At 34.4% G+C, this 23,221-nt stretch carries 24 protein-coding genes and 1 pseudogene; 8 read left to right on the top strand and 17 right to left on the bottom strand.

Annotated features, from left to right (window positions below; translation table 11 throughout):
* Nucleotides 1-82 precede the first annotated feature (82 nt).
* The 4 genes from PQF83_RS14885 to PQF83_RS14900 all read right to left on the bottom strand — a co-directional run bounded on the left by PQF83_RS14885 (nt 83) and on the right by PQF83_RS14900 (nt 4,293).
* Nucleotides 83-526, bottom strand: a complete 444-nt coding sequence (locus PQF83_RS14885; protein WP_000728008.1) for an LPXTG cell wall anchor domain-containing protein — start codon at nt 524-526, stop codon at nt 83-85.
* A gap of 160 nt (nt 527-686) precedes the next feature.
* Nucleotides 687-3,392: an S-layer homology domain-containing protein gene (locus tag PQF83_RS14890; protein ID WP_073536317.1), complete on the bottom strand. Its 2,706-nt coding sequence runs from the start codon at nt 3,390-3,392 to the stop codon at nt 687-689.
* 168 nt (nt 3,393-3,560) lie between these two features.
* Complete coding sequence (locus PQF83_RS14895; protein WP_000415597.1) at nt 3,561-3,893, bottom strand: hypothetical protein; 333 nt, start codon at nt 3,891-3,893, stop codon at nt 3,561-3,563.
* Between the two features lie 184 nt (nt 3,894-4,077).
* Complete coding sequence (locus PQF83_RS14900; RefSeq protein WP_002156638.1) at nt 4,078-4,293, bottom strand: hypothetical protein; 216 nt, start codon at nt 4,291-4,293, stop codon at nt 4,078-4,080.
* Between the two features lie 160 nt (nt 4,294-4,453).
* Between PQF83_RS14900 and hpt the strand changes: the two genes are divergently transcribed.
* Entirely contained in the window at nt 4,454-4,981 is a 528-nt protein-coding gene (gene hpt / locus PQF83_RS14905; protein ID WP_001019304.1) for a hypoxanthine phosphoribosyltransferase, read from the top strand.
* Between the two features lie 216 nt (nt 4,982-5,197).
* Nucleotides 5,198-6,100 carry a diacylglycerol/lipid kinase family protein gene (locus PQF83_RS14910; RefSeq protein ID WP_000167903.1) on the top strand — a complete coding sequence of 301 codons (903 nt, stop codon included), beginning with the start codon at nt 5,198-5,200 and terminating at the stop codon, nt 6,098-6,100.
* A gap of 60 nt (nt 6,101-6,160) precedes the next feature.
* Here the strand turns inward: PQF83_RS14910 and PQF83_RS14915 are convergent.
* Nucleotides 6,161-6,346, bottom strand: a pseudogene (locus PQF83_RS14915) (DUF7003 family protein); the annotation flags it as partial.
* Nucleotides 6,347-6,491: 145 nt separating this feature from the next.
* Between PQF83_RS14915 and PQF83_RS14920 the strand changes: the two are divergent.
* Nucleotides 6,492-7,463, top strand: coding sequence for an Rpn family recombination-promoting nuclease/putative transposase (locus tag PQF83_RS14920; protein WP_000483132.1), 972 nt, complete (start codon nt 6,492-6,494; stop codon nt 7,461-7,463).
* Nucleotides 7,464-7,516: 53 nt separating this feature from the next.
* Here PQF83_RS14920 and PQF83_RS14925 read toward each other — a convergent pair whose 3' ends face one another.
* From PQF83_RS14925 to PQF83_RS14960, 8 genes are all read right to left on the bottom strand, one after another.
* Complete coding sequence (locus tag PQF83_RS14925; protein ID WP_000059447.1) at nt 7,517-9,421, bottom strand: ABC transporter permease; 1,905 nt, start codon at nt 9,419-9,421, stop codon at nt 7,517-7,519.
* Nucleotides 9,408-10,178, bottom strand: a complete 771-nt coding sequence (locus PQF83_RS14930) for an ABC transporter ATP-binding protein (RefSeq protein ID WP_000855631.1) — start codon at nt 10,176-10,178, stop codon at nt 9,408-9,410. Before PQF83_RS14930 ends, PQF83_RS14925 begins: the two co-directional genes overlap by 14 nt.
* 177 nt (nt 10,179-10,355) lie before the next feature.
* Nucleotides 10,356-10,772 carry an SRPBCC family protein gene (locus tag PQF83_RS14935; RefSeq protein WP_000024113.1) on the bottom strand — a complete coding sequence of 139 codons (417 nt, stop codon included), beginning with the start codon at nt 10,770-10,772 and terminating at the stop codon, nt 10,356-10,358.
* A 17-nt stretch (nt 10,773-10,789) separates the two neighbouring features.
* Nucleotides 10,790-11,800: an aldo/keto reductase gene (locus PQF83_RS14940; RefSeq protein ID WP_000653985.1), complete on the bottom strand. Its 1,011-nt coding sequence runs from the start codon at nt 11,798-11,800 to the stop codon at nt 10,790-10,792.
* Between the two features lie 388 nt (nt 11,801-12,188).
* Nucleotides 12,189-12,368, bottom strand: coding sequence for a hypothetical protein (locus tag PQF83_RS14945; RefSeq protein ID WP_000924672.1), 180 nt, complete (start codon nt 12,366-12,368; stop codon nt 12,189-12,191).
* Between the two features lie 75 nt (nt 12,369-12,443).
* Nucleotides 12,444-12,791: a YxeA family protein gene (locus tag PQF83_RS14950; protein WP_000819359.1), complete on the bottom strand. Its 348-nt coding sequence runs from the start codon at nt 12,789-12,791 to the stop codon at nt 12,444-12,446.
* A 195-nt stretch (nt 12,792-12,986) separates the two neighbouring features.
* Nucleotides 12,987-13,577 (bottom strand): DedA family protein, encoded by a 591-nt coding sequence (locus tag PQF83_RS14955; protein WP_000418914.1) that lies wholly within the window; start codon nt 13,575-13,577, stop codon nt 12,987-12,989.
* Entirely contained in the window at nt 13,577-14,155 is a 579-nt protein-coding gene (locus PQF83_RS14960; RefSeq protein WP_001176078.1) for a class I SAM-dependent methyltransferase, read from the bottom strand. The genes PQF83_RS14955 and PQF83_RS14960 overlap by 1 nt, the downstream gene beginning before the upstream one ends.
* A gap of 370 nt (nt 14,156-14,525) precedes the next feature.
* Here PQF83_RS14960 and PQF83_RS14965 point away from each other — a divergent pair, with 370 nt between their 5' ends.
* Together PQF83_RS14965 and PQF83_RS14970 are read left to right on the top strand one after the other, a co-directional pair.
* Nucleotides 14,526-15,755 (top strand): helix-turn-helix domain-containing protein, encoded by a 1,230-nt coding sequence (locus tag PQF83_RS14965; RefSeq protein ID WP_001067273.1) that lies wholly within the window; start codon nt 14,526-14,528, stop codon nt 15,753-15,755.
* Nucleotides 15,756-16,051: 296 nt separating this feature from the next.
* Nucleotides 16,052-16,351, top strand: a complete 300-nt coding sequence (locus PQF83_RS14970; RefSeq protein ID WP_000099615.1) for a YolD-like family protein — start codon at nt 16,052-16,054, stop codon at nt 16,349-16,351.
* Nucleotides 16,352-16,426: 75 nt separating this feature from the next.
* On the opposite strand, the gene PQF83_RS14975 is transcribed toward PQF83_RS14970, so the two are convergent.
* Together PQF83_RS14975 and PQF83_RS14980 are read right to left on the bottom strand one after the other, a co-directional pair.
* Nucleotides 16,427-18,376, bottom strand: a complete 1,950-nt coding sequence (locus PQF83_RS14975) for an ABC transporter permease (RefSeq protein WP_000176116.1) — start codon at nt 18,374-18,376, stop codon at nt 16,427-16,429.
* Nucleotides 18,363-19,133, bottom strand: a complete 771-nt coding sequence (locus PQF83_RS14980; RefSeq protein ID WP_000859654.1) for an ABC transporter ATP-binding protein — start codon at nt 19,131-19,133, stop codon at nt 18,363-18,365. The genes PQF83_RS14975 and PQF83_RS14980 overlap by 14 nt, the downstream gene beginning before the upstream one ends.
* Before the next feature lie 305 nt (nt 19,134-19,438).
* Here PQF83_RS14980 and PQF83_RS14985 point away from each other — a divergent pair, with 305 nt between their 5' ends.
* Nucleotides 19,439-20,311: an AraC family transcriptional regulator gene (locus PQF83_RS14985; protein WP_000377682.1), complete on the top strand. Its 873-nt coding sequence runs from the start codon at nt 19,439-19,441 to the stop codon at nt 20,309-20,311.
* A 42-nt stretch (nt 20,312-20,353) separates the two neighbouring features.
* On the opposite strand, the gene PQF83_RS14990 is transcribed toward PQF83_RS14985, so the two are convergent.
* Entirely contained in the window at nt 20,354-20,992 is a 639-nt protein-coding gene (locus PQF83_RS14990; protein WP_001225511.1) for an SdpI family protein, read from the bottom strand.
* Nucleotides 20,989-21,261 carry an autorepressor SdpR family transcription factor gene (locus PQF83_RS14995; protein ID WP_001070523.1) on the bottom strand — a complete coding sequence of 91 codons (273 nt, stop codon included), beginning with the start codon at nt 21,259-21,261 and terminating at the stop codon, nt 20,989-20,991. The genes PQF83_RS14990 and PQF83_RS14995 overlap by 4 nt, the downstream gene beginning before the upstream one ends.
* Nucleotides 21,262-21,469: 208 nt before the next feature.
* Here PQF83_RS14995 and PQF83_RS15000 point away from each other — a divergent pair, with 208 nt between their 5' ends.
* Together PQF83_RS15000 and PQF83_RS15005 are read left to right on the top strand one after the other, a co-directional pair.
* On the top strand, nt 21,470-22,165 hold the full coding sequence (locus PQF83_RS15000) for a response regulator transcription factor (protein WP_000276737.1): 696 nt from the start codon (nt 21,470-21,472) through the stop codon (nt 22,163-22,165).
* Nucleotides 22,166-22,167: 2 nt separating this feature from the next.
* Complete coding sequence (locus PQF83_RS15005; RefSeq protein ID WP_000765352.1) at nt 22,168-23,190, top strand: sensor histidine kinase; 1,023 nt, start codon at nt 22,168-22,170, stop codon at nt 23,188-23,190.
* Nucleotides 23,191-23,221 lie beyond the last annotated feature (31 nt).

The raw sequence follows: 23,221 nt of genomic DNA on the forward strand, positions 1-23,221 counted from the left end.
TCCTCCATGCCAAAAATGGTAGGAATAACCTACCATTTTTAATATATGAAATTATCCCATTCTTTATAGGGCAATATTGTAATTACGCCTTAACTTTATTGCGACGTTTCAAACCAAATAATGTCCCTACCCCTACAAAGCATGCGCTTAGTGCCATCATTGCTACATTATTAGAAGCTGTGTTTGGTAATTTTTCACCTTGTACAACTGGCTTTGCTACTTCTTTTTTAGTTGCAGTATTTTTTTGTTGCACTTGTGCTGCCTCTTTTTTTGCTTTATCATTTTTCAACTGTTCTTGTGCTATTCTCTTTTTCTCCTCTTCGCCTTTTTGCTGTTCTTGTGCTATTCTCTTTTTCTCTTCCTCACCTTTTTGCTGTATCTTAATCGCTTCTTCTTTTTTAGCCTTATCTTGTTGTACTTGCGCTGCATCTTCCTTTGTTACTGTTCCAGTATCGGCACTTGCTACTGAAGAATATCCTACTGCTAAAAGTGCCATTGCACAGATTGGTAATAGTTTCTTTTTCATTGTATTTCTCTCCTTTTATACGTTTTACATCACTTCGCATCGGATGTATCACTAGAATAAACAAGAGATATAAATATAAGATGCAGATAAAATATATTTCATTTAAAGATTTCATTGTAAAAAAGGTTATCCGAAATCATCTTCGGATAACCTTTTAAAATTAATCTACACTTAAGGCCTTCTTGCCCATTTGATTATAAATACTTGCAAACCGGCTCTTACTCACTTTTACATTTTTCGTTCCATAGAAAGGATCATTATAGTATACGTAATTATCATCCACTCCTGTTAAAACAACCGCATGCGTATTCATTCTTGCAGAAATTGTCTTTCCACCTGGTGTTTTCCACGTTGTAATTGGTCTTGGATTATTTAAAGCGACAGTCACCCACGTTACTACTGGTTTTCCATTTCTCACATAGTCTTCTAAAACAGAAAGATCATTTCCAGTTAAATTCGTTCCTCTTGCATATTTATCTAACAAACGTTTTAGTGGTTCGGGATTAATAGAATATCCTGGCGTATTTCCTGTCACATCACCTACAAACCCTACATCTGGATCTCCCCAAATTTGTGATGATGTTTTATAGTTCTTTAATTTCGTTTGATCAAAAGGCATTTCAAAAGCAAATGCTACTTTATTTAACGAGCGACCAATTTGATGTTCTACAAGCATTTGTAAAGAAACGACTTCACAGCCATTATGCAATTCTGGGAATTGATACAGTGACGGTACGTTCAATATAACTTGACTACGATTAATATTCCCTTCATTAACCCACTTTAACCCATTACTAGTTTGAATTTGAATCCAACCACCGTCTCTCTCACCATAAACCTCGACTGTCTGTGGTGCATACCTTCCTGATACACGAGATACAAAACTTGGACTATCATAAGCAAAGAACACTTTAGATAAATACTTCGCTTCTTTTTTCGTATCCAACCATTGATAGCCTGCATATGTACGTATACGAAGCCAAGTTCCTCTTTCCTCTACAACCGTTACTGCTTGAGGCCCATAATAATCTAGTATATTCGCAGACCTGAAAGGAGCATCATAAGTAGTAAAGTCTCTATCAATCTGAACTTTTTTGTCTATTAAGCAGACCCACTTATAGCCTAAGGCCGTATAAACTTTAATCCAATTTCCTTCTCTTTCTTCAATAACCGTTACACTTTGCGGAGCATACTCACCTGAAATCCCTGAAGATAAGGATGCCTCATTATATGTCAAAAAGTTTTTATTCATATTCACTTTCTTTTCAACTAAACAAACCCACTTAAAACCAGTATCCGTATGAATTCTAATCCAGCCACCATCTCGCTCTTCATACACTGTTACTTCCCTAGGGCCATATTCCTTTGAAATTCCAGATGATAAAGATGGTCCATTATACGTAAAGAATTTTTTCGAAATGCTTATCTTCTTCATCTTCAATTCATTGTCTTTAGACTTATCTGTAACTGCGACGAGCTGTGCTGCCTCTGCACGTGTAATGGATCTATCTGGCTGCCAACGTCCTCCATCAACACCACTTGATATACCCATGCTTACTAAAATATTAATGAATTTCTCACCCCAATGATCTTTTACATCAGGAAATAATGTTGATAATTCTTCATGAACCTTTTTCTCTAGTTGATAGGCTTGTACTAACATCGTTGCCATAGCAGCTCTTGTCATTTGACCATTCGGATTAAATTTCCCATTTCCTTCCCCTTTAATGACTCCTGCCTTTTCCACAGCAGCAATATAAGAAGTTGCCCAATGATCTTGAGAGTCTGTAAAAGTTGGTTTCTCCCCCTCTTTAACTTCTAATTCTAAAATTTTCGCCATAATTGTTGCTGCTTCAGCTCTGCTTAATACTTTACTTGGTGAAAATGTTCCATCTGGCATCCCAGAAATAACTTTTTTATGAACTAAATAATAAACAGACTCTTGTGCCCATCCTGGAACGTCAGGAAATGATTGCGGCGCTACTTGCATTGTAATGGTAGCTTGTTTTAATTCTGTCTCTCTCTTTTCTTGTTCTTCTTTTTGCTTCCATTCAAATTCTTGTTTTGTTTGTTCCTCTTTTTGTTTTAGCTCAAGTTCTTGTTTTGCCTGTTCTTCTTTTTGTTTTAATTCAAGTTCTTGTTTTGCTTGTTCCTCTTTTTGTTTTAATTCAAGTTCTTGTTTTGCTTGTTCCTCTTTTTGTTTTAATTCAAGTTCTTGTTTTGCCTGCTCTTCTTTCTGTGTTAACTCAAGCTCTTGTTTCGTTTTCTGCTCCAATTCTAGCTGTTGCTTCTTCAATTCTTCCTGCTGTTTTCGTAATTCCTCTTGTTGCTTCTTTAGCTCTTCTTTCTTTTTTTGTTCTTCTAATTCTTCAAGTTTTTTTTCTTCTTGGCTATTATTTTCTTTTATTTCTAATGCATTCTTCTCTTCAAGTTCTTCTTGTTTTTTTAATTCAGCAGCTTTTTTCTCTTCATTATTATCCTTCACTTGTAACGGGTTCTTCCCTTCAAGTTCTGCTTGCTGCTTTTTCAACTCATCTAATTCCTGCTGTACTTCTTCCAGTTGTACTTTATGTTCACCATCTTGTTTCAGTAACTCGTCTTTTTTCTGTTTTAATTCATCTACCTTAACAAATAATTCTTTCTGCTGTTTTAAAATTTCTTCTCTTTTTTCTAATTCTATTTGTCGTTCTTTTACAGCTTCTAATTGTTGTTGCAGTTCGCTTTTCTCATTGCTCTGTATATAGGAAAAAGCTTCTATACTATTTCTCGTTTTATTTTCAATTTCCGCTAGCGAACTAGAAGGAAAGGTTAATAGATTTGTCGCTAACAAACTCGCTACTGCAATTACACTATATTTTTTCATCATACACGCACCTTTTCAAATTTCATTACGATCATACTTTCATACTAAATGTAAAATGTAAGATTCCTCCATAATCATAGCAAATTTTTCCTCAAACAAAATACTTTTTTGCAAAAAAGAAAAAGAGCACTGTATGATACAATGCTCTTTTCGGGTGTGTGTCTCAATTATTTACATGTTACTTTCGCGTGATTTAGAAGTAGAACGGGCCGGAGCGATAACTAATTGTCTCGGCTCAGTTTTCTTTAAGTGATTTTTGACGTTACACTTACGACGTTGAACAACCCACGCTTTAATAGGGTTTGTCAAAATAATTTTTTGCGCTTCGTTAGGGGCCTCTTCTTCCAACCTACAACTTTCGCTCCATTTATTCCATTTCATTGTAAATTTAGAAGAAGAATGATCGTCTTCTCGATCAAACAAGTGCAAAAAATCCATCTCGCCAGCTAGCATTACGGTGTTGCTAGTTGCTAAAAAAGAAAAGGTCGTCCAACGTTTCTCCATGCCCTCCTACTCCTTTTTCACATATAGAGTGCCTAAAACTTAATTTACCTAAAATATGCTTGCCTTTTACCTTACACCCATAGTTTATCCAAAACACTACTATGCAACTATCGATTTCCCTTACAACTACCTTACATTTTTGTAAGAAACAAAAAAACCTTCACTATGCCTATGTGAAGGTCTCTTATTTCTTATCTATATGATCTTTCATATCATCAAGTCCAGCTTCTTGTAGCTGCGACATCATACCATGAGAAATTGCGCCTAATACTAAAGTCATTCCAATTAGTGAAATCCGAATCGCTGGTACATCAATTATATAAGCCAACAATCCAAGAACAATTGTTAATAGTAATGCTTTTATAAATGTTACAGTTGTGTACTGTTTCTTCTTCATTATCATCACCCTTTATGGAAGCGTTTTCTTAATATAATTAGTATATCATATCATCAGATGATTTTGTCGGTATTTTGTAAAAAATTACTATCTCCTTTGACTTTTTCCTTTCTATCCTTTACAGTCGAAATGTTCACAAGTTTTACACTGTAGGAGGACTCCAATGAATATTGAAATAAAAGACACTTTAATTTCTGAAGAACAATTACAAGAAAAAGTAAAAGAACTAGCACTTCAAATCGAACGTGATTTTGAAGGAGAAGAAATTGTAGTAATCGCTGTATTAAAAGGATCTTTCGTATTTGCTGCTGATTTAATTCGTCACATTAAAAACGATGTAACAATCGACTTTATTTCTGCATCTAGCTACGGAAATCAAACAGAAACAACTGGCAAAGTAAAACTATTAAAAGATATCGATGTAAACATTACTGGCAAAAACGTAATTGTCGTAGAAGACATTATCGATTCTGGCTTAACACTTCACTTCTTAAAAGACCACTTCTTTATGCATAAACCAAAAGCGTTAAAATTCTGTACGCTACTTGATAAACCTGAGCGTCGTAAAGTGGACTTAAAAGCTGAATATGTTGGCTTCCAAATTCCAGACGAATTTATCGTTGGCTACGGCATCGACTGCGCAGAAAAATATCGTAACTTACCATTTATTGCTTCGGTTGTAACGGAATAATCATATAACTTAAAAAATCGATAGTACATGAAATTTATATCGGCGATTTTTCAAATATATCGACTGCAACTCAAATTATATCGGCGATTTTTTCAATATATCGACTTACCGACAATAACCGACAATCTTAGCGCCCTATTAATAGGAAGAAGCTGTTCTGAAATACATCGGAACAGCTCCTTCTTTCCATTACAAAAAAACAGGGAGAGATGAAAAATGACAAAGACAAAATTTGAAAAAGTACTCCTCATCGTAAATCCAAAAGCTGGACAAGGCGACTTACATACAAATTTAACGAAAATCGTACCACCTCTTGCCGCAGCTTTTCCTGACTTACATATCCTTCATACGAAAAAGCAAGGTGATGCAACGAAATATTGCCAAGAGTTTGCTAGTAAAGTAGATTTAATTATCGTCTTTGGTGGTGACGGCACTGTATTTGAATGCACAAACGGCTTAGCACCTCTTGAAACTAGACCTACACTTGCGATCATTCCAGGCGGAACTTGCAATGACTTCTCTCGCACACTAGGCGTTCCGCAAAACATTGCAGAAGCAGCAAAACTTATCACAAAAGAACACGTAAAACCAGTTGACGTTGCAAAAGCAAATGGACAACATTTCTTAAACTTCTGGGGCATTGGACTCGTATCTGAAGTATCAAACAATATTGATGCAGAGGAGAAAGCAAAGCTTGGTAAAATTGGTTACTACTTAAGCACAATCCGAACTGTAAAAAATGCTGAAACATTCCCGGTAAAAATTACGTACGACGGACAAGTATATGAAGACGAAGCAGTTCTTGTCATGGTTGGAAACGGTGAATATCTTGGCGGCATCCCGTCCTTTATTCCGAACGTAAAATGCGACGACGGAACACTTGATATTTTCGTAGTCAAATCAACAGGTATTCAAGCATTTAAAGATTATATCGGAAAGAAACTATTTGAAGACTCAAATGCAAATGACATCTTCCATGTAAAAGCGAAATCCATTCATATCGAAACAGAAGAAGAAAAAGAAGTAGATACAGATGGAGAAAGTTCGCTTCATACACCTTGTCATATTGAATTGTTACAAGGGCACTTTACGATGATTTATAATCCTGCGGTTGTGTAATACAAAAAGACGAGCTAAAGTTTTAACATCTTAGCGCGTCTTTTTTATTACAAAGATATTTCAATATAAATTTTCGTAATCAAACTCCACCCAATTTTTCCAGTGGGTATTAGCATCCTTCTTCACAATAATACTTGGATCTTTCTTCTCTATTGCAGCGGCTACTGATTGGAAGAATTCATTTTCACTTACTTTTTCATCTTCAACATGTTTCCATTCTTCCGTTTCATACGCTACTTCCCAATTTCACTAGAGTATAACATAACCATACTTACCTCTGACATTATAATAATCCTACTTAAAAATAGCAGAATGGTCTATTTGCATCCTCTAGTTATTTTTAGATACAATTAAGAAAAGAAGCACCTTCATATAAGGAAGAGGACAACCTTTGTTCAACCAACAATTAGTGAATTTACGCATTGATTTTGCATTTAAACAATTGTTTGGTACGAATGGTAGTGAAGATATTCTCATTGCCTTTTTAAACGCGATGTTACAACAGTCTTTAGAGTCACCTATTGCTTCTCTACAATTAGAAGATCCACATTTACACCGAGAACACGCAAATGATAAATTATCAATTCTAGATATTTCAGCAACATTAGACACAGGAAAAAAAGTAAATGTAGAAATACAGCTTAATAATAATCACGATATGATGAAACGCAGTTTATATTATTGGGGAAAATTATACACATCCCAGTTACAAAAAGGTATGCCCTACAGTGCACTTCGTAAAACCATCACCATTAATTTATTGAACTTCATAATGTTTTTAGATCACAAAGAATTTCATACAAAGGGCACATTGTGGAATACACAACAACAGAAACTCTTGAGTGATGACATAGAAATTCACATTGTAGAAATTCCAAAGTTAACAGAACAGTGGCATGAAGAAAAAGTAAATCCGTGGAAAGACCCATTTGCTCGTTGGCTTTTATTGCTTTCAGCAAATGAGGATGAGCACTTAACTAAACTATTGGAGGATATTGCTATGAACCAAGACCCTATTTTACAAAAAGCAATAAACAAATGGGAACGTATGAGTCAAGATTCCTCTTTCCGACAAGCCTATGACGCAAGGGAGAAAGTTTTAATGGATGAAGCAGCAAAATTCGCCCACGCAGAGACAGAAGGTATGAAAAGAGGCATGGAAAAGGGCTTAGAAAAAGGTATAGAACAAGGTATAGAGCAAGGTATAGAACAAGGTATAGAAAAAGGTCGAAAAGAAGGAGTTCAACAGGGAAAAATCCAAATGATTAAAAGTATGTATGATCTTGGTATACCACTTGAGACGATTGCTAAGGCAAGTAAATTAAGTGTACATGATGTTGAACGAATTTTAGAAAATAAATAATGATAAAAAGCGAAAGAGAACATAATTTTCACTATGCTCTCTTTCTCTCTTTTCTATTTACTAACGATCCCAAAATAAGCACGAACCGTCAACAAATAATAACCAATATAAATAACACTATACACGCCGATGCTAATTAACAACGGAACTGCAATTTCATACGGAAGTACTGTCGCTAATCCTGTTAATGCAAATAAAGTGTGTAATATGCCAACTACTAAAGGAATGAAGAAAATAAATCTCATTTGTTTTGCGATTGCCCTTTTCATTTCTTTTTTCGTGACACCTAGTTTTCGAAGAACGATGTAACGCTCACGATCTGCATGTGCTTCTGTTAATTGCTTGAAGTAAATGATAGACCCTGTTGCGAGTAAAAATACAAGTCCTAAGAACATACCACTAAACATCATTAAACCTGATACCTCAATACCATCACGGAAAATAGTATAGAAATCACTGAATTGTTCTTTACCTTCTGCATCTTCTTCCGGTATTACTTTCTTTAAATTCTCCGTTAATACTTTACTATTTCTTTCATCTTTCACATCAATATTTTTTACAGTATGAGAGCCAATTGTCTTCTTTGCTTGCTCATATACTTCGTCTGGAACGACAACTAGAAGTTCATATAAGTTTGTAATGTTTTTTGCTTGTACATCTTTCACTTGTACTGGTGCTACTTCTTCAATTTGGAATATAGCTTTTCGATTTTTATATACCCCACTATCTCTCTTACCTTCACTGTACATACCATCAAATGCATACAATTCGTTCTTCTTTAAATCTAAAGTTTCTTCATTTAAATATTTTGCAATTTTATTAAATGATGATTGTGCGATAAGTTCTGTTGTTCTTGATTGTAATGAAGTTCCATCATCGTATTCTCCTACTACTTTTACTGTCTCTAATTCATATTGATGAATGACTTCATTCTTTCCTTCTTTTAAAATCCCACTCACTTTACGATCCAATTCTATATCTTTCTTTTCATATGAATAACTAACTGGGTGATATTTCTTCGCCTGCATATATGTGTTGTAATATATCGTAACAGACATTCCAACCGCTGTTAACGTTACTGCGCTTAATACAGCAATTGTCGCTAACGATTTTGCATTTCCTTTAATGCGGTATAGTAATTGAGATGTCGTCACCATTTTCATTCCATTATAAAATGAAGATTTTATATCTCGCGCTCTTTTTAATGCAAAAACAGTAAAGAACCTAAATAATAAATACGTTCCAAGTACTGTTGCTAATACAATATAAAGCGCAAGTGGCATAAAGTTATCGCTGCTTGCATTTTTAATAGCCGTTACTGAAAAGAAATAACCTGATCCAATTAATAATAAAGAAATGATAGCCATTATTTTAGAATCTTTTGGCATAACTTCGCCTTCGTTATCTGCACGAAATAGCTCGATTAACTTAAATTGATAAATAACGCGGTATCCTTTAAATGACGTATATAAAATAATGAAACAAAAAATAACTGCTGTATCTATAATAGCTCCAATTGGTACTTCAAAATGAACATTTACATGTAGCTCTAACATATTTACAAGTAGCTTTAGGAATCCTTTTGAAAGTAAGCTACCAATTACAATTCCGATTACTAACGATAATAAACCCATTAACATATTTTCATAAAAAAGCATTTTACCTATTTCTTTCTTTCGAATACCGAGTAAAGAATAAAGACCTATTTCCTTCTTACGCTTTCGTGTAAAGAAACCATTCGAATATATAATAAATACCGCAACGAAAATAATGAGCATAACACTCGCAAGCTGGAATCCTCGTCCGATGTTATCTCCAGCTTCACTTATTTGTGAATTGTATTGCAACGCCTTAAACGTAAAATAAATGACGATGCTAAAAATCATAGAGGCAAAGTATATAAAATAATCTTTAAAATTTCGTTTTATATTACGAAGTGCAATGCTAGATAAGCTCATTTGTCGCACCTCCAGATATGGAAGACATCATATCAATAATTTGCTGGAAGAACTGTTTTCGTGTCATCCCTTTACGATGTAATTCTTTATATAACTTTCCATCTTTAATAAATACAACACGTTTACAATAACTTGCCGCAAACGCATCATGCGTTACCATTAAAATCGTTACAAGATCTTTTTCATTTAATGTCTTCATACTTTCTAATAAATCCGTCGCTGACTTTGAATCAAGCGCACCAGTTGGCTCATCTCCAAAAATCATACTTGGACTTGTTACAATTGCCCTTGATGCTGCGCAGCGTTGTTTTTGTCCACCGGATACTTCATACGGATACTGATTTAAAATATGATCTATTCCAAACTTCTTCGCAATCTTCTCAACGCGAGATTCTACTTCTTTCGCCTTCACTTTTGACAAAGCAAGTGGCAATGCAATATTTTCTCGTACCGTTAACGTATCTAATAAGTTATAATCTTGAAAAATAAACCCTAAATGATTACGTCGGAATAACGCCAATTCATCATCATTCATCTTCACAATATCTTTTCCATCAATTAAAATCTCACCCTTCGAAACTGTATCAATAGTAGAAAGGACATTCAAAAGTGTCGTCTTACCAGAACCAGACGGTCCCATAATGCCAACAAATTCTCCCTCTTTCACCTGTAAATGAATATCCTTCAACGCTTCAAACGTATTACCGCCCGTATCATATATTTTCGAAATCCCTTTCGCTTCTAACATTGTTTTCATCTATTTGTACCTCCTGTTATAATTCGTGATGTTCTCTTTAAGCAACAGAATTCAGTATAGATACATTTTCTTAACAAATAGTGCTAGGGTTTCTTAATATTTTCTTAAAAAGAAATTCCATAATCAAAAAAGTCTGCAGTTGTTACACTGCAGACTTTCAAATGTTTAATAAATTGATTAAGCTAAATATGTTTGTTGTAACGCCTCTAAACCATCTTTATAAATGCCATGGAATAGATTAATTGCCTCTTCATCAGTAACCGCTACAGGAGTGAAGCTACCAGACCATTCAACTAATGATGTGTTAGCATCTTTACCTTCTTTAACACGGATTGTAGATAAATAATTCGTCACAGGGAATGGTGCTTGCATAATTGAATATGTGTAGTAACGTTCTTTCTCATTAAATGCTTCTAAGCGCTCTACGATTGCATCGCCATCAGGATTAGCTAAATGACGTACACGTCCACCTTCCGTTACTTTACTGCTAGGGATATATGGTAACCAATCTGGAAGTGCATCAAAACCTCCGATTAATTGCCATACTTGGGCAGGTGAAGCTGGAATTTCAATAGATGTAATAGTATTTGCCATTTTCATTACTCTCCTTTTTATTTAACGTTAATTGGTAGTGGTGCATTAACTGCAACTAATTTTTGTTCACGCATTTCTTCCCAGAACGCTGCTGGAATCACTGTTTTCAATGCAGCTTGGTCTTCTGCAATTCGTTCCGGTTTACTTGCACCTGGAATAACAGCAGCAACCGCTGGGTTAGCCAGTGAAAACTGTAAAGCAGCAGCTTTAATACTGATTCCATGACGATCGGCAAGGTTTTTCATTTTATTAACTTTTTCAATGATTTCTGGTGACGCTTTTTGGTATTCAAAGTGAGTACCTCCAGCAAGAACACCTGAGCTATATGGTCCACCAACAACAATGTCCATATTGTTTTTTACAGCCGCAGGCATTACGCGTTCTAACGCACGCTCGTGGTCTAATAATGAATAGCGACCAGCTAATAAAGATACATTTGGTTTTGGTTCTTCTAAGTCCAGCATAAGTTCAATAGCTTCTACTTTATTTACTCCAAGGCCCCAGCCTTTAATTACACCTTCATCACGCAATTGAGTAAGTGCACGGAATGCTCCTGTTCGAGCAATCTCAAATTGTGAAATCCACTCATCTCCATAAAAATCTTGTGCTACGTCATGAATATAAACAAAATCTAGACGATCTGTTTTTAAACGTTTTAAACTATCTTCAATAGAACGAAGAGTTGCATCCGCACTGTAGTCGTTGATGATTTTATTTTTACGACCAAATTCGAAAAGTCCGCCTTTTTCACCTAAATCACGTGTAGATGGATCTTCCAATTCATCTGAAATAATTCGACCTACTTTTGTACTTAAGAAGTACTCATCACGATTTCTTTTCGATAGTGCTTCACCAAGACGAATCTCTGCTAAACCAGATCCATACAGTGGAGCTGTATCAAAGTAACGAACACCATTATCCCAAGCAGCATCCACTGTTGCGATTGCTTCTTCCTCTGGAATATTACGGTACATATTACCTAGTGGTGCCGTACCAAAACCAAGTGTACCTTTTAATAAATCTTTCATTTAAAATCTCCTCCTAAAATCTATTTAAAAATGATGAATGAATATCAATTAATGTGACAAGGGCTGACCGATTAAAGCACGATAGTTATGAAAAATAACGTATATGCTTTTTAGTTCTACACTACTCATTTCCCTCTCACGTATGTAATTATGTCTTATCTACAACACAATAAAAAGTACGCACTTTAAAGTGTTATAGATACTAATAAGTAACAATTTTATGTTTCAACGTCTGTAGCTCCAAAATAAAATGATTTTATAAAAAAAACCTATTTTTGCGGAGATAACCGTAGAAATTATGAGTGGAACATAGAAAGTTGTTATTACTCTTCATTCAAAAAAGGCCAAAACGAACTGAAATATGTTCGTTTTGGCCTTTTTATCTTCTTTAAAAGATTACATTACATTTTGAACAAAAAGGAGCAGCATTCCCTCTTCTAATTTTCGCATCACATTTTGGACAATATACATATCGTTCTTCTATCTTTTCTCGTTCTATCATATGTAATGATACTATTCTCATACTACACATGATTCCAATTAAAATAAGGCTAACAATGAGTAGCATTCCTCTCACTTCTCCCCTTTAAATTTTACCATAAAATAACAAACCCGATTCTCTCATCGAGAATCGGGTTTATATTTACAATCCTAACTTTGCCTTTGCACCGTCAGGAATTATTTCTTCTTCTATTTGTACCTTATCGTGCACAGACTTTCCTCTCGTAATTACATGCCAGTATGAACCTTTTTGCAATGTATCCACTCCATCAATTGTTATCTCTTTTTCGTTTCCATCCTTATCATATGTGTTCACTGTGTATGCACGGCCTTTATTTCCACCTAAATCGTTTCCATCGTTATCAATTACGGCATAACGATATTCTAATTTAAGAAACGGGTTCATGGAATCTACTGTAGCACTTCCACTTAATAAATATGTCGCTCCTGCGACGATAACAAGTAATGATCCAAAAATAAATCTTTTCATTTATATTCCGCCTTTCATTATATTTTTCGATAAGACTTTTCTAAGTATAGAGAGTGCTTCTTAATAAAAACTCGTACGATTTCTTAACTTTTTCTTAATGTTGAGTAATATGGCATCACGATATATGAAATTATATCGGCTGACCGTATAAACAATAGAAGAGGCTGTCCAAAATGGATTTTGGAACAGCCTCCGCTACTTACTCACTACTGCACTTCTTTTTACATAAAACAAACTGCCAATTAAAACGACAATTACGCCAAAATACACACCATACTCTATCGCAACTGCTACAATTCTTTCAATATGTTGTCCGAATAAAGAACCGAGCACAAAATAAATGAGCGTCCAAACAAATCCTGTCGTATAGGAATACACAGCATATATCCGAAATGACATGTTATTCATTCCAACTACATACGGTACAATATGTCTTACAACTGGTATGAAGTAACTTGTAACTAACGCATAATGACCATATTTCTCTACCATTTGTTGAGATTTCAAAAGATATTTTGCCTTTTTCTTTTTCATTAGTTTATGAAGTACTTTTGTACCAAATATTTTCCCTAGTATATAACCTAAAGAAAGTCCGGATACAACTCCTAAATATGTTAATAAAAATGCAGGAATGATACTTAATATCCCTAGTGAAGAGACAAATCCGCCACTCATTACAATCATTTCGTCTGGAATTGGCATACCGATAATACCCAACCATAAACAGAAAAATAACGCCCAATAACCATACTGCTCAATATAGGATAATAATTCATGCAATTCCATTATGCATATACTCTCCTTAGCTCTTTTTTACAGCTAAAGACGTACGCTGGCGGGAAATTGAGCCACACTTTTTCTAATGTAATTTGAGGAAAGAAATGCTGTATAAATCCTTTTTTCACAAGTGAATATTGAAATGTTATGAATTCCCCATTCTCATGTATTGCTTCCATTACATTATTTAAAATGCGTTTTGAAACTTCTTCTGGTAAAGAGGTAAAAGGTAATCCCGATAAGACATAATCCACGCATTCTATATGAAACTCTTCCATATACTTCTTTATATTTTCAGCTGAACCGTGCACAACAATGACGTTCTGCTCATCTTTAAACTTTCTCTTTAGCTCTTTGCAAAACACTTCATTTATTTCAATAAGAAGAAATATTGTTCCCTTCTTTTTTCTCTTCATAATCTCCTTCGTAAAAACCCCTGTACCAGGCCCTAACTCTACAATGCATTTTGCTTTATTAAAATCAATTACATCTACCATTTTCTTTGCTAATATTTTTGAACTTGGCGCAACTGCACCAGTATGTTTCGGATGTTTAATAAATTCATGTAAGAATGTTATGAGCTGCATGTAAACCTCTCCCCATTCGTTCAATAGTTTTTAACTTGTTTCTAAGTATAACTATCGTTTCTTAACAAAAATTGAGGAGATTTCTTAAGATTTTATGAAGAATATATCATTTGTTCTTATATATAAACATCTCTCTTATATTTATTAATTTGGTATAATAGATATAAAAAGAACTTTATGGAAGGTACCATCACTACGTCTATTTTCATACAACATCTGTAGAAATAAATCTGTCAATTACCTTTCATTATTATCCAACATATGTAATTATTTTGTATGAGCAAAGAAATTCAAATAATAAGAAATTTATATTTTGTAGAAACGAATATAGGTTCAAATATATTTCAAAACGATTTAAAAGGAGAAGATTATGAATAATTATATCGACATACAGCACTTATGCGACCTTGTACATAGCACTTTTCATGTACCTGTTCAATTTTTAGCTACTAATAAAAAAATTGTATATGAATCTACTTCTCATACGATTGGTAGTCCTTTTTATACTTCTAAAGAAGAACATCTGAATGAACTTTATCAAGAAAATGCTCCTTGTAATTTTCCAATTTTCAAAGGGAATAAATATCTTGAGAATTTCATTAGCATTCATATAACTGATCATGAACATATAAAAGGAACGATTATAATCGGCCCTACCACTTACCCAAAAGTATCAGATGAAATGGCTATTAAACTTATGAAGTATTTCAACTGTAATGATAAAACGCAGCAAGGAATAGACTACTATCAATTTCTACCCGAGATGAAAAAAAGTACACTAATTGATATAAGTATTTGGTTACATTACGTCATTTTCAATGAAAAATTAGATCGCGATATTGTTTGGAAAAAAAATAAATTGCTCGAAGATGTTTCTTATAAAATCGTAAATCCTGATCTATACATTTCAAAACGTCTTCGGCATGATCCGCAACATTATGACATATCATTGGAACGTAAATTTTTTTCTGCAATTAAAGAAGGCAATAAAGAAAAAGTCATACAATATGCATATTCCTTCCCGCAAGAAGATTCAGCAATTTCATCTAAAGGAGATCAACTAAGAAACCAAAAAAATAATGGCATTATCGCCATTACGCTAGCTATTCGATATGCGATAGATGGTAATCTTCCATCACATATTGCTTTTTCACTCGGTACTTTATATATTCAAACCATTGAAAAACTAGACAACATGTATTCCGTAAATAGATTAATTGAAGATGCATTATGTACTTTTGCAGAACGTGTAAAAGAATATAATAATCAAGCATATTCTAATGCCATTACTACATGCCTAAATCATATTCACAAACATATTTACGATGAAATAACTCTTAATGACCTTGCTAACCTTTTACATATTTCCCCTACTTATTTATCAAAGCTATTTAAAAAAGAAGTGGGAATTCCTTTAAGTGAATACATCCAGAGGGAACGAGTAGAAGAAGCCAAAAAGTTATTAACATTAACGACCTACCCACTATCAGATATTTGTGCCTGGCTCAACTTTAATGATCAAAGCTATTTTACGAGAGTCTTCAAAAAAATTACTAACATGACTCCTAGACAATATCGTGAAAATCATACCGTTATATAAAAACGCTTTCTTAATAGAGGGTGAGATAGTTGTCATACTTGCTCACCTTCCTCCATTTGATTTCCTCTCCTTCATCCAAAATAAAGTTTTAATCCTCTTCAAAAAAGTACAAAAATGACAAATAAATTACTATAAATAAGTGAATGAATTTGATAATTTTTTAGTACTAAGCAAATTCGGTTCCCAATCAGACATAATAAAACTAACACAAGGTACTTCGGAATGATCAGCAGTAGTTACTTCCATAGTGATTAACCTTCCTATATAGAAAATATATTGTTAGGAGAATAGAAAGCATGAGTAGTACAAATATATCAAAATCGGTTCAATTGACTAGTATGTCTAAACAATCTGCTCACATGAAAGAATCGGGAAAAGTATCATCATACGATGATAGAGAAAGAATTGAAGACACTTTATTACGCTCATTCATTTCAGAAAAACAAATATTGGTCACTTATTATAAAGATAATTATTTCCCTACAATGTATATGACTGTAATTGAATTAAACCCTTTGAAACGTTCTTTAATATGTATAGATACCTTTGGCCGTAAACATACCTTTAGTTTCATCGACATAATTGATGCACGTTAATTATTTCTATACAAAAAAGCCACTCACCTATAAAAATTAGGTAAATGGCTTTTTCCTTCCTCACAGCTTCACTTATTATTTCGCACTCACAATCTTATAATAAGAACGAACTGTTAAGAAGTAATATCCGATATAAATAGCGCCGTATACTCCAATACTAATTAGGAGTGGGATCATGATTTCATACGGTAATATGTTCCCTAAACCTTTTAGTGCAAACAAGCTGTGCAAAATTCCGATTACTAACGGAATAGCGAAGATAAAGCTTACTTGTTTTGCGATAGCTTTCTTCATTTCTTGCTTCGTTACACCAACTTTATGAAGGACAATGTAACGATCACGGTCAGCACTTGCTTCTGTTAATTGTTTAAAGTAAATGATTGAGCCTGTCGCTAATAGGAAGACTAATCCTAAGAATAACCCAATAAACATCATTAAGCCTGTCGTTTCAAGCCCCATTTGGAATCCTGTATAGAAATCGTTAAATGGTTTTAAAACTTCTGATTCACCAGCTGGCATAACGCTTGCTAATTTCGCTGTTAACTCTTTACTATTTCGCTCACCTTTTACATCAATATTTTTTACAGTGCGCGTTTCGTTTACTTGTTTCGCCTGCTCATATGTTTGATCTGGAACGATTACAAATAATTCATTTAAGTTTGTAACACTTCTACTATTTACACCTTTAATCTTTAACTCTTTCGATTCATTTCCAACAGGGAATACAGCTGTATTTCCTGTGTAAAGAGGACCAAAATCAAGTGTTTCAATATATAAGCTATCATATACAAAAGCTTCATTCGCACTTAAATTTACAGGTTCTATATCTAAATGTTTCGCGATTGTATTAAAGTTTGATTGAGAAATAAGCTGGTACTGCTTCGTCACATTATAGTGTGTGTTCAGAACTTGATCCGCTCTTTCACCTTTAAATGTTCCTTTCACAGGAATCATTTCAACTTCTGATTCATATGTGACTGGATGATTATTCTTTTCTCCAGCAAGTATTTCATTTACTTTTTTATCTAATGCTGCATCTTTTTTCTCATAGGAATAACTATACGGCGCAGCAACTTTTGATTGCGTAAATGTGTTGTAATACATCGTAACTGACGTACCAACCGCCGTTAATGTTACTGCACTTAAAATAGCGATTGTCGCCAGTGATTTCGCATTTCCTTTAATGCGATAGAGTAACTGTGATGTCGTTACCATATTCATACCGTTATAAAACGCTGATTTATTATTTCTCGCACGTTTCAATATAAATACTGTGAAGAACATGAACAATAAATAAGTTCCTGCTACTGTCGCTAATAAAATGTATAATGCAACGACCATAAAGTCTGCATACATAACTGCTTTCATGTACATTAGCGCTAAGAAATAACCTGAACCGATTAAGAAAACTGAAATGAATGCCATAATAACAGATCCTTTTGGCATTGCTTCTCCTTCACGTTCTGCACGGAAAAGTTCAATTAGCTTGAATCGATAAATTAAACGATATCCTTGAAGTGATGTATATAAAATAATCACAAAGAAAATAATTGCTGTATCAATAATGGCAGCCATCGGTACTTCAAAATGAACATTTAAATTTAATCCCATCATATTTACTAATAACTCAAGGAATAATTTTGAAAGGACACTACCAATCGCAATCCCGATAATTAAAGACATTAACCCCATTAACATATTTTCATAAAAGAGCATTTTACCAATTTGTCTTTTACGAATACCTAATAAGGAATAGAGTCCAACTTCTTTTTTACGTTTTCTTGTAAAGAAACCGTTCGAATATATAATAAACACCGCTACGAAAATGATAAGCATCACACTGGAAACTTGGAATGCCCCGCTAATTTTTTTAGAAGCTTCCGCTGCTTTTTCCATTTGTGAATTATATTGCAGTGCTTTAAATGTAAAGTAAATAACGATACTAAAAATCATAGATGCAAAATATACAAAGTAGTCTTTAAAGTTCCGCTGTATGTTGCGGAGGGCAATGCTAGATAAGGTCATCAGCCATACCTCCGGAAATAGAAGACATTACATCAACGACTTGTTGGAAGAACTGTTTACGCGTTAACTCGCCGCGGTGCAATTCTTTATATAACTCACCATCTTTAATGAAAATAACTCGTTTACAGTAACTTGCCGCAAACGCATCGTGCGTTACCATTAAAATTGTAGAATTATCATATTCATTTAGCGACTTCATACTTTCAAGTAAATCTGTCGCTGATTTCGAATCAAGTGCTCCCGTTGGCTCGTCCCCGAAAATCATACTTGGATTTGTAACGATTGCACGTGATGCCGCACATCTTTGCTTCTGTCCACCAGATACTTGATATGGGAACTGACTTAAAATATGATCAATACCGAATTTCTTTGAGATTTCAAGAACGCGGCGATCAATCTCACTCGCTTTCACCTTTGATAACGCAAGAGGTAACGCAATGTTCTCTTTTACAGTTAACGTATCTAATAAGTTATAATCTTGGAAAATGAAACCTAAATGATCGCGGCGGAATAACGCTAACTTATCATCATTCATTTTCACAATATCTTTTCCATCAATTAAAATTTCACCGTTCGTCGCATTATCAATTGTAGAAAGAACGTTTAGTAAAGTCGTCTTACCAGAACCAGAAGGTCCCATAATTCCAACGAACTCACCTTCTTTTACTTGTAAGTTAATACCTTTTAACGCTGCAAATTTATTACCACCCGTGTCATATACTTTTTCAATATTTTTTGCTTCTAACACTGTTTTCATCTCGACATCCCTCATTTCATCTATTCTCTATTTTCACTATATACATTCTCTACTTTTTCCACTATCGATGTTTCTTACACAAACATGACAGTTATGTAAGACCAGTAAGCAAAGAAATCAAAATTTAACCTAATGAATCAAAGTACTTTGTTACTATAACATTGGGATATCATGCCATCCATTCATTCTCCTTACAGGAACATTACAATTTTGTAAGGTACAAAATGTACCCTACAAAGTTGTGCACGAAATGTCGGATGGAGCTATTTCGTTCCTGCTATTCTATGTACAGAGGAGGTCATCATATGGATTCACTTAAAAATATGAATGCTGCAATGCACTATATTGAAAACAACCTAACAAATGAAATTAATTTTAAAGAAGTTGCGAAGCTAGCTTACTGCTCGGAATATCATTTCAAAAGAATGTTTTCTTTTCTAGCTGGCATATCACTATCAGAATATATTCGTTGTAGACGTCTGACTCTCGCTGCTTTTGAACTAAAAAATAGCGATGCAAAAGTCATTGATGTAGCTATCAAATATGGGTACAACTCACCAGATTCTTTTGCGCGTGCCTTTCAGAACTTGCACGGCATAACACCTTCAGAGGCCCGAAATAGTAGTCATTCCTTAAAAGCCTATTCACCAATGACCTTCCAATTATCCATTCAAGGAGGAAATGAAATGAATTATCGAATTGAAGAAAAAGAGCCATTTCAAATTATAGGTATTACAAAACGCGTACCGATTGTATTTAACGGTGTAAATGAAGAAATTGCTTCTATGTGGAAAAGTTTAAATCCAGATGTTATTCAAACTTTAAAGTCACTTTCAAATATGGAACCTACTGGAATTATTAGTGCTTCTACTAACTTTTCTGAAGGAAGAATGGAGGAAAAAGGAGAACTTGATCACTATATTGGCGTAGCCACAACAAAGGATTGTCCAGAGCAGTTTAAACAGCTTGAAGTTGAAGCTTCAACGTGGGCTGTATTTGAAGCTGTCGGTCCATTTCCTGAAACATTACAAAATGTATGGGGACGCATTTATTCCGAATGGTTTCCTTCCTCAAACTATGAACTAGCGGAAGGACCGGAAATATTATGGAATGAACAGAAAGATACATCCTCTCCAAACTTTAAAAGTGAAATTTGGATACCTGTTTTGAAGAAGTAAAGAATAAAGCTGCTCTTCCTGAAAAGGAAAAGCAGCTTTGTTTTACATTTTTAGTTCTTTTTTATAAGCGACATAGGAATACACCATCGTACCAACAACCAATACAGCAACAACACTTAACAAACTAATCACTTTCCACATTCCCGGAAGAAACGCGGAAAATATGATTACAATACCGCCAATCATCATAATCTTTGCCCCTAACCTATGTGTTTTTCTCCATACTTCCTCATTACTTAACGTCCACGGCGTTTTAATACCTATGAAGAAATTTGGTTTACATTGCTGCATATAATTGCCGAGTACAATAAAGAGTATACCGAGCATTATGTTCACAACAATTGCAATAGGAATGTTGTATCCTAAAGCATTTGCGAGTGCCATGATGTTATTAGCAAATAAGAATAATAAAATAGCTCCATTCATCATCATATATGCTTTCGAAAACTTGCCGTAATTCGCATATCTCGTATCTAATTTAGGTAAAACAATTGCTAAAATATATATAAATAACATAACTGCAACATCCAAAATCATCATGCCCATCTTCGACATATGTCCATCTACTTCACCCGAGACATTTATATGGCTCGGAACCTCTCCTGGTAAATAAGGCCACGCGACGCACCATGCAATAATCGTTAAGGCAATTAACAATAACGGAAATATATGCTTCCTCATTTCCCCTCTTCCCCCTTATTCGTAAACGTAAACACCCAAGTTAACAAATCTTGAAAGACAGTTGTGTTTAAAGAGTACATAACGAATTGACCTTTCTTCTCATCTTGAATAAGTTCAGCATTTTTAAGTGCGTTTAAGTGGTGTGAAATACTTGGTTTTGTCATATTGAAATGTTCAGCGATCTCACCAGCGGTTAGATCACCTTCTTTTAATAAATCTAAAATTTTTCGCCTTGTTGGATCTGCTAATGCTTTGAATGCTTGATTCAATGTCTTTCTTCCTTTCACTAATTAGACATTTAGATATTTATCTAAATGTTAAAATGATTTCAGTTAATTGTCAATTATATACGAGGCCCTTTTTACTTTCTCTGCTTTTGACCTATACTGTTTACTAGCTTATCTTTCAACATAATGAAAAGACTTGAAACACATGATACACTATAGCTACAATTGTTTTTTTAGGAGGAATATACATATGTATAAAATTTTAATCGTTGAAGACGATCCAAATATTTCATCATTACTACAATCTCACATTCAAAAATATGGCTATGAAGCTGTTGTTGCAGAGAACTTCGATGATATTATGGAGTCTTTTAACGCTGTAAAGCCACATCTTGTTTTACTTGATGTAAACTTACCAAAATTCGATGGATTTTACTGGTGCCGCCAAATTCGTCATGAATCTACTTGTCCTATTATTTTCATTTCAGCTCGTGCTGGTGAGATGGAACAAATTATGGCGATTGAAAGCGGTGCGGATGATTATATTACAAAACCGTTCCACTATGACGTTGTAATGGCAAAAATTAAAGGTCAATTACGCCGTATTTACGGTGATTATGCACCAAACATTTCTGAACGTATCGTTGAAGTAGAAGGCTTAAAACTATTCCCAGAACGTCCTGAAATTCACTTCGGATCTGAACAAGTTCTTTTAACGAAGAAAGAAGCTATTTTAGCAGAAATGTTATTATCTAAATTCCCTCGTACAGCGAGCCGTGAAGATTTACTAGCCGCTCTTTGGGATGACGAGAGCTTCGTTGAAGAAAACACATTAAACGTAAACATTACGCGTCTTCGTAAAAAGTTCAATGAGCTTGGTATTGAAAATGCTATTGAAACAGTGCGCGGACTTGGGTATCGTTTTAACGCAACTTGGAGTGAATAAGCATGAAGCTATTTCTACGTGATCATTTTGCATTTTTTCTACTGTACGTATTAAACTTCGGTATCATCTTCGTTCTTTATGATGCAGTAGATGGATTTCAAAATAATAAATTTTACTTCGTCGTTTTAAGCTTATACTTATTTATTTGTTTCCTCGCTTACCGTTACGTTCGTAATCGTAGAATGTACCATAGATTAAGTGAACAACCAGAAAAAATGGAAGATGCATTTATTGAAAGAGCAACTGCTCCGATGCCTCACGGTGTAAATGAACTCGTGCGCACGCAGTATCGTCTATTCCAAAAAGAACTACAATCGTACGAAGTAAAACAACAAGAACATCAATTATTCATTAACCACTGGGTGCATCAAATGAAAACGCCCGTTTCTGTTATGCAACTTATGGTACTCGAAATGGAAGATGAACATTTAATTCCGAAATTCAAAAAAGAATTAGAACGTCTAAACCAAGGGCTTGATATGGCTTTATACATGGCAAGGTTAAATAACTTCCATGAAGACTTCCATGTTGAGACGATTTCATTAAAAGATACGGTAACGAAAAATATTAATGGATTAAAAGAACTATTTATCCGAAACGGAGTCTTCCCTGTTTTAGAAGTTCATTCTGATTTACAGGTTGCTTCTGATGCGAAATGGCTAAAATTTATCATCTATCAGTTAATGACAAATGCCGTTCGTTACTCTGGTGAGCGCGGAAAGAAAGTATTCTTATCCGCTTATCGAAACGGAAAAGATATTATTTTAGAAGTTCGTGATGAAGGTGTTGGTATTCCACAAGAAGATATTCGACGAGTATTCGAACCGTTTTACACTGGGAAAAATGGTCGTACATTCGGAGAATCTACTGGTATGGGACTTTATATCGTAAGTAAAATTTGTGATTATTTAGGTCACTCTGTCAAACTAGATTCTGAAGTTGGGAAAGGAACGACGATTAAAATCATCTTCCACAACGCTGCAAATAATCAATCAGAACATACGGAGAAGGTGACCGAAGCATGATCGTGACATATGCAAGCAAAATGTATGAGAA

This window comes from Bacillus sp. FF-1 (assembly GCF_028548245.1).
Classification (GTDB): Bacteria; Bacillota; Bacilli; order Bacillales; family Bacillaceae_G; genus Bacillus_A; species Bacillus_A paranthracis.

Coding starts and splice junctions, on each gene's coding strand:
- PQF83_RS14885 (WP_000728008.1), bottom strand. CDS start 526: ATGAAAAAGAAACTATTACCAATCTGTGCAATGGCACTTTTAGCAGTA.
- PQF83_RS14890 (WP_073536317.1), bottom strand. CDS start 3,392: ATGATGAAAAAATATAGTGTAATTGCAGTAGCGAGTTTGTTAGCGACA.
- PQF83_RS14895 (WP_000415597.1), bottom strand. CDS start 3,893: ATGGAGAAACGTTGGACGACCTTTTCTTTTTTAGCAACTAGCAACACC.
- hpt (WP_001019304.1), top strand. CDS start 4,454: ATGAATATTGAAATAAAAGACACTTTAATTTCTGAAGAACAATTACAA.
- PQF83_RS14910 (WP_000167903.1), top strand. CDS start 5,198: ATGACAAAGACAAAATTTGAAAAAGTACTCCTCATCGTAAATCCAAAA.
- PQF83_RS14925 (WP_000059447.1), bottom strand. CDS start 9,421: ATGAGCTTATCTAGCATTGCACTTCGTAATATAAAACGAAATTTTAAA.
- PQF83_RS14930 (WP_000855631.1), bottom strand. CDS start 10,178: ATGAAAACAATGTTAGAAGCGAAAGGGATTTCGAAAATATATGATACG.
- PQF83_RS14935 (WP_000024113.1), bottom strand. CDS start 10,772: ATGGCAAATACTATTACATCTATTGAAATTCCAGCTTCACCTGCCCAA.
- PQF83_RS14940 (WP_000653985.1), bottom strand. CDS start 11,800: ATGAAAGATTTATTAAAAGGTACACTTGGTTTTGGTACGGCACCACTA.
- PQF83_RS14945 (WP_000924672.1), bottom strand. CDS start 12,368: ATGCTACTCATTGTTAGCCTTATTTTAATTGGAATCATGTGTAGTATG.
- PQF83_RS14950 (WP_000819359.1), bottom strand. CDS start 12,791: ATGAAAAGATTTATTTTTGGATCATTACTTGTTATCGTCGCAGGAGCG.
- PQF83_RS14955 (WP_000418914.1), bottom strand. CDS start 13,577: ATGGAATTGCATGAATTATTATCCTATATTGAGCAGTATGGTTATTGG.
- PQF83_RS14960 (WP_001176078.1), bottom strand. CDS start 14,155: ATGCAGCTCATAACATTCTTACATGAATTTATTAAACATCCGAAACAT.
- PQF83_RS14965 (WP_001067273.1), top strand. CDS start 14,526: ATGAATAATTATATCGACATACAGCACTTATGCGACCTTGTACATAGC.
- PQF83_RS14970 (WP_000099615.1), top strand. CDS start 16,052: ATGAGTAGTACAAATATATCAAAATCGGTTCAATTGACTAGTATGTCT.
- PQF83_RS14975 (WP_000176116.1), bottom strand. CDS start 18,376: ATGACCTTATCTAGCATTGCCCTCCGCAACATACAGCGGAACTTTAAA.
- PQF83_RS14980 (WP_000859654.1), bottom strand. CDS start 19,133: ATGAAAACAGTGTTAGAAGCAAAAAATATTGAAAAAGTATATGACACG.
- PQF83_RS14985 (WP_000377682.1), top strand. CDS start 19,439: ATGGATTCACTTAAAAATATGAATGCTGCAATGCACTATATTGAAAAC.
- PQF83_RS14990 (WP_001225511.1), bottom strand. CDS start 20,992: ATGAGGAAGCATATATTTCCGTTATTGTTAATTGCCTTAACGATTATT.
- PQF83_RS15000 (WP_000276737.1), top strand. CDS start 21,470: ATGTATAAAATTTTAATCGTTGAAGACGATCCAAATATTTCATCATTA.
- PQF83_RS15005 (WP_000765352.1), top strand. CDS start 22,168: ATGAAGCTATTTCTACGTGATCATTTTGCATTTTTTCTACTGTACGTA.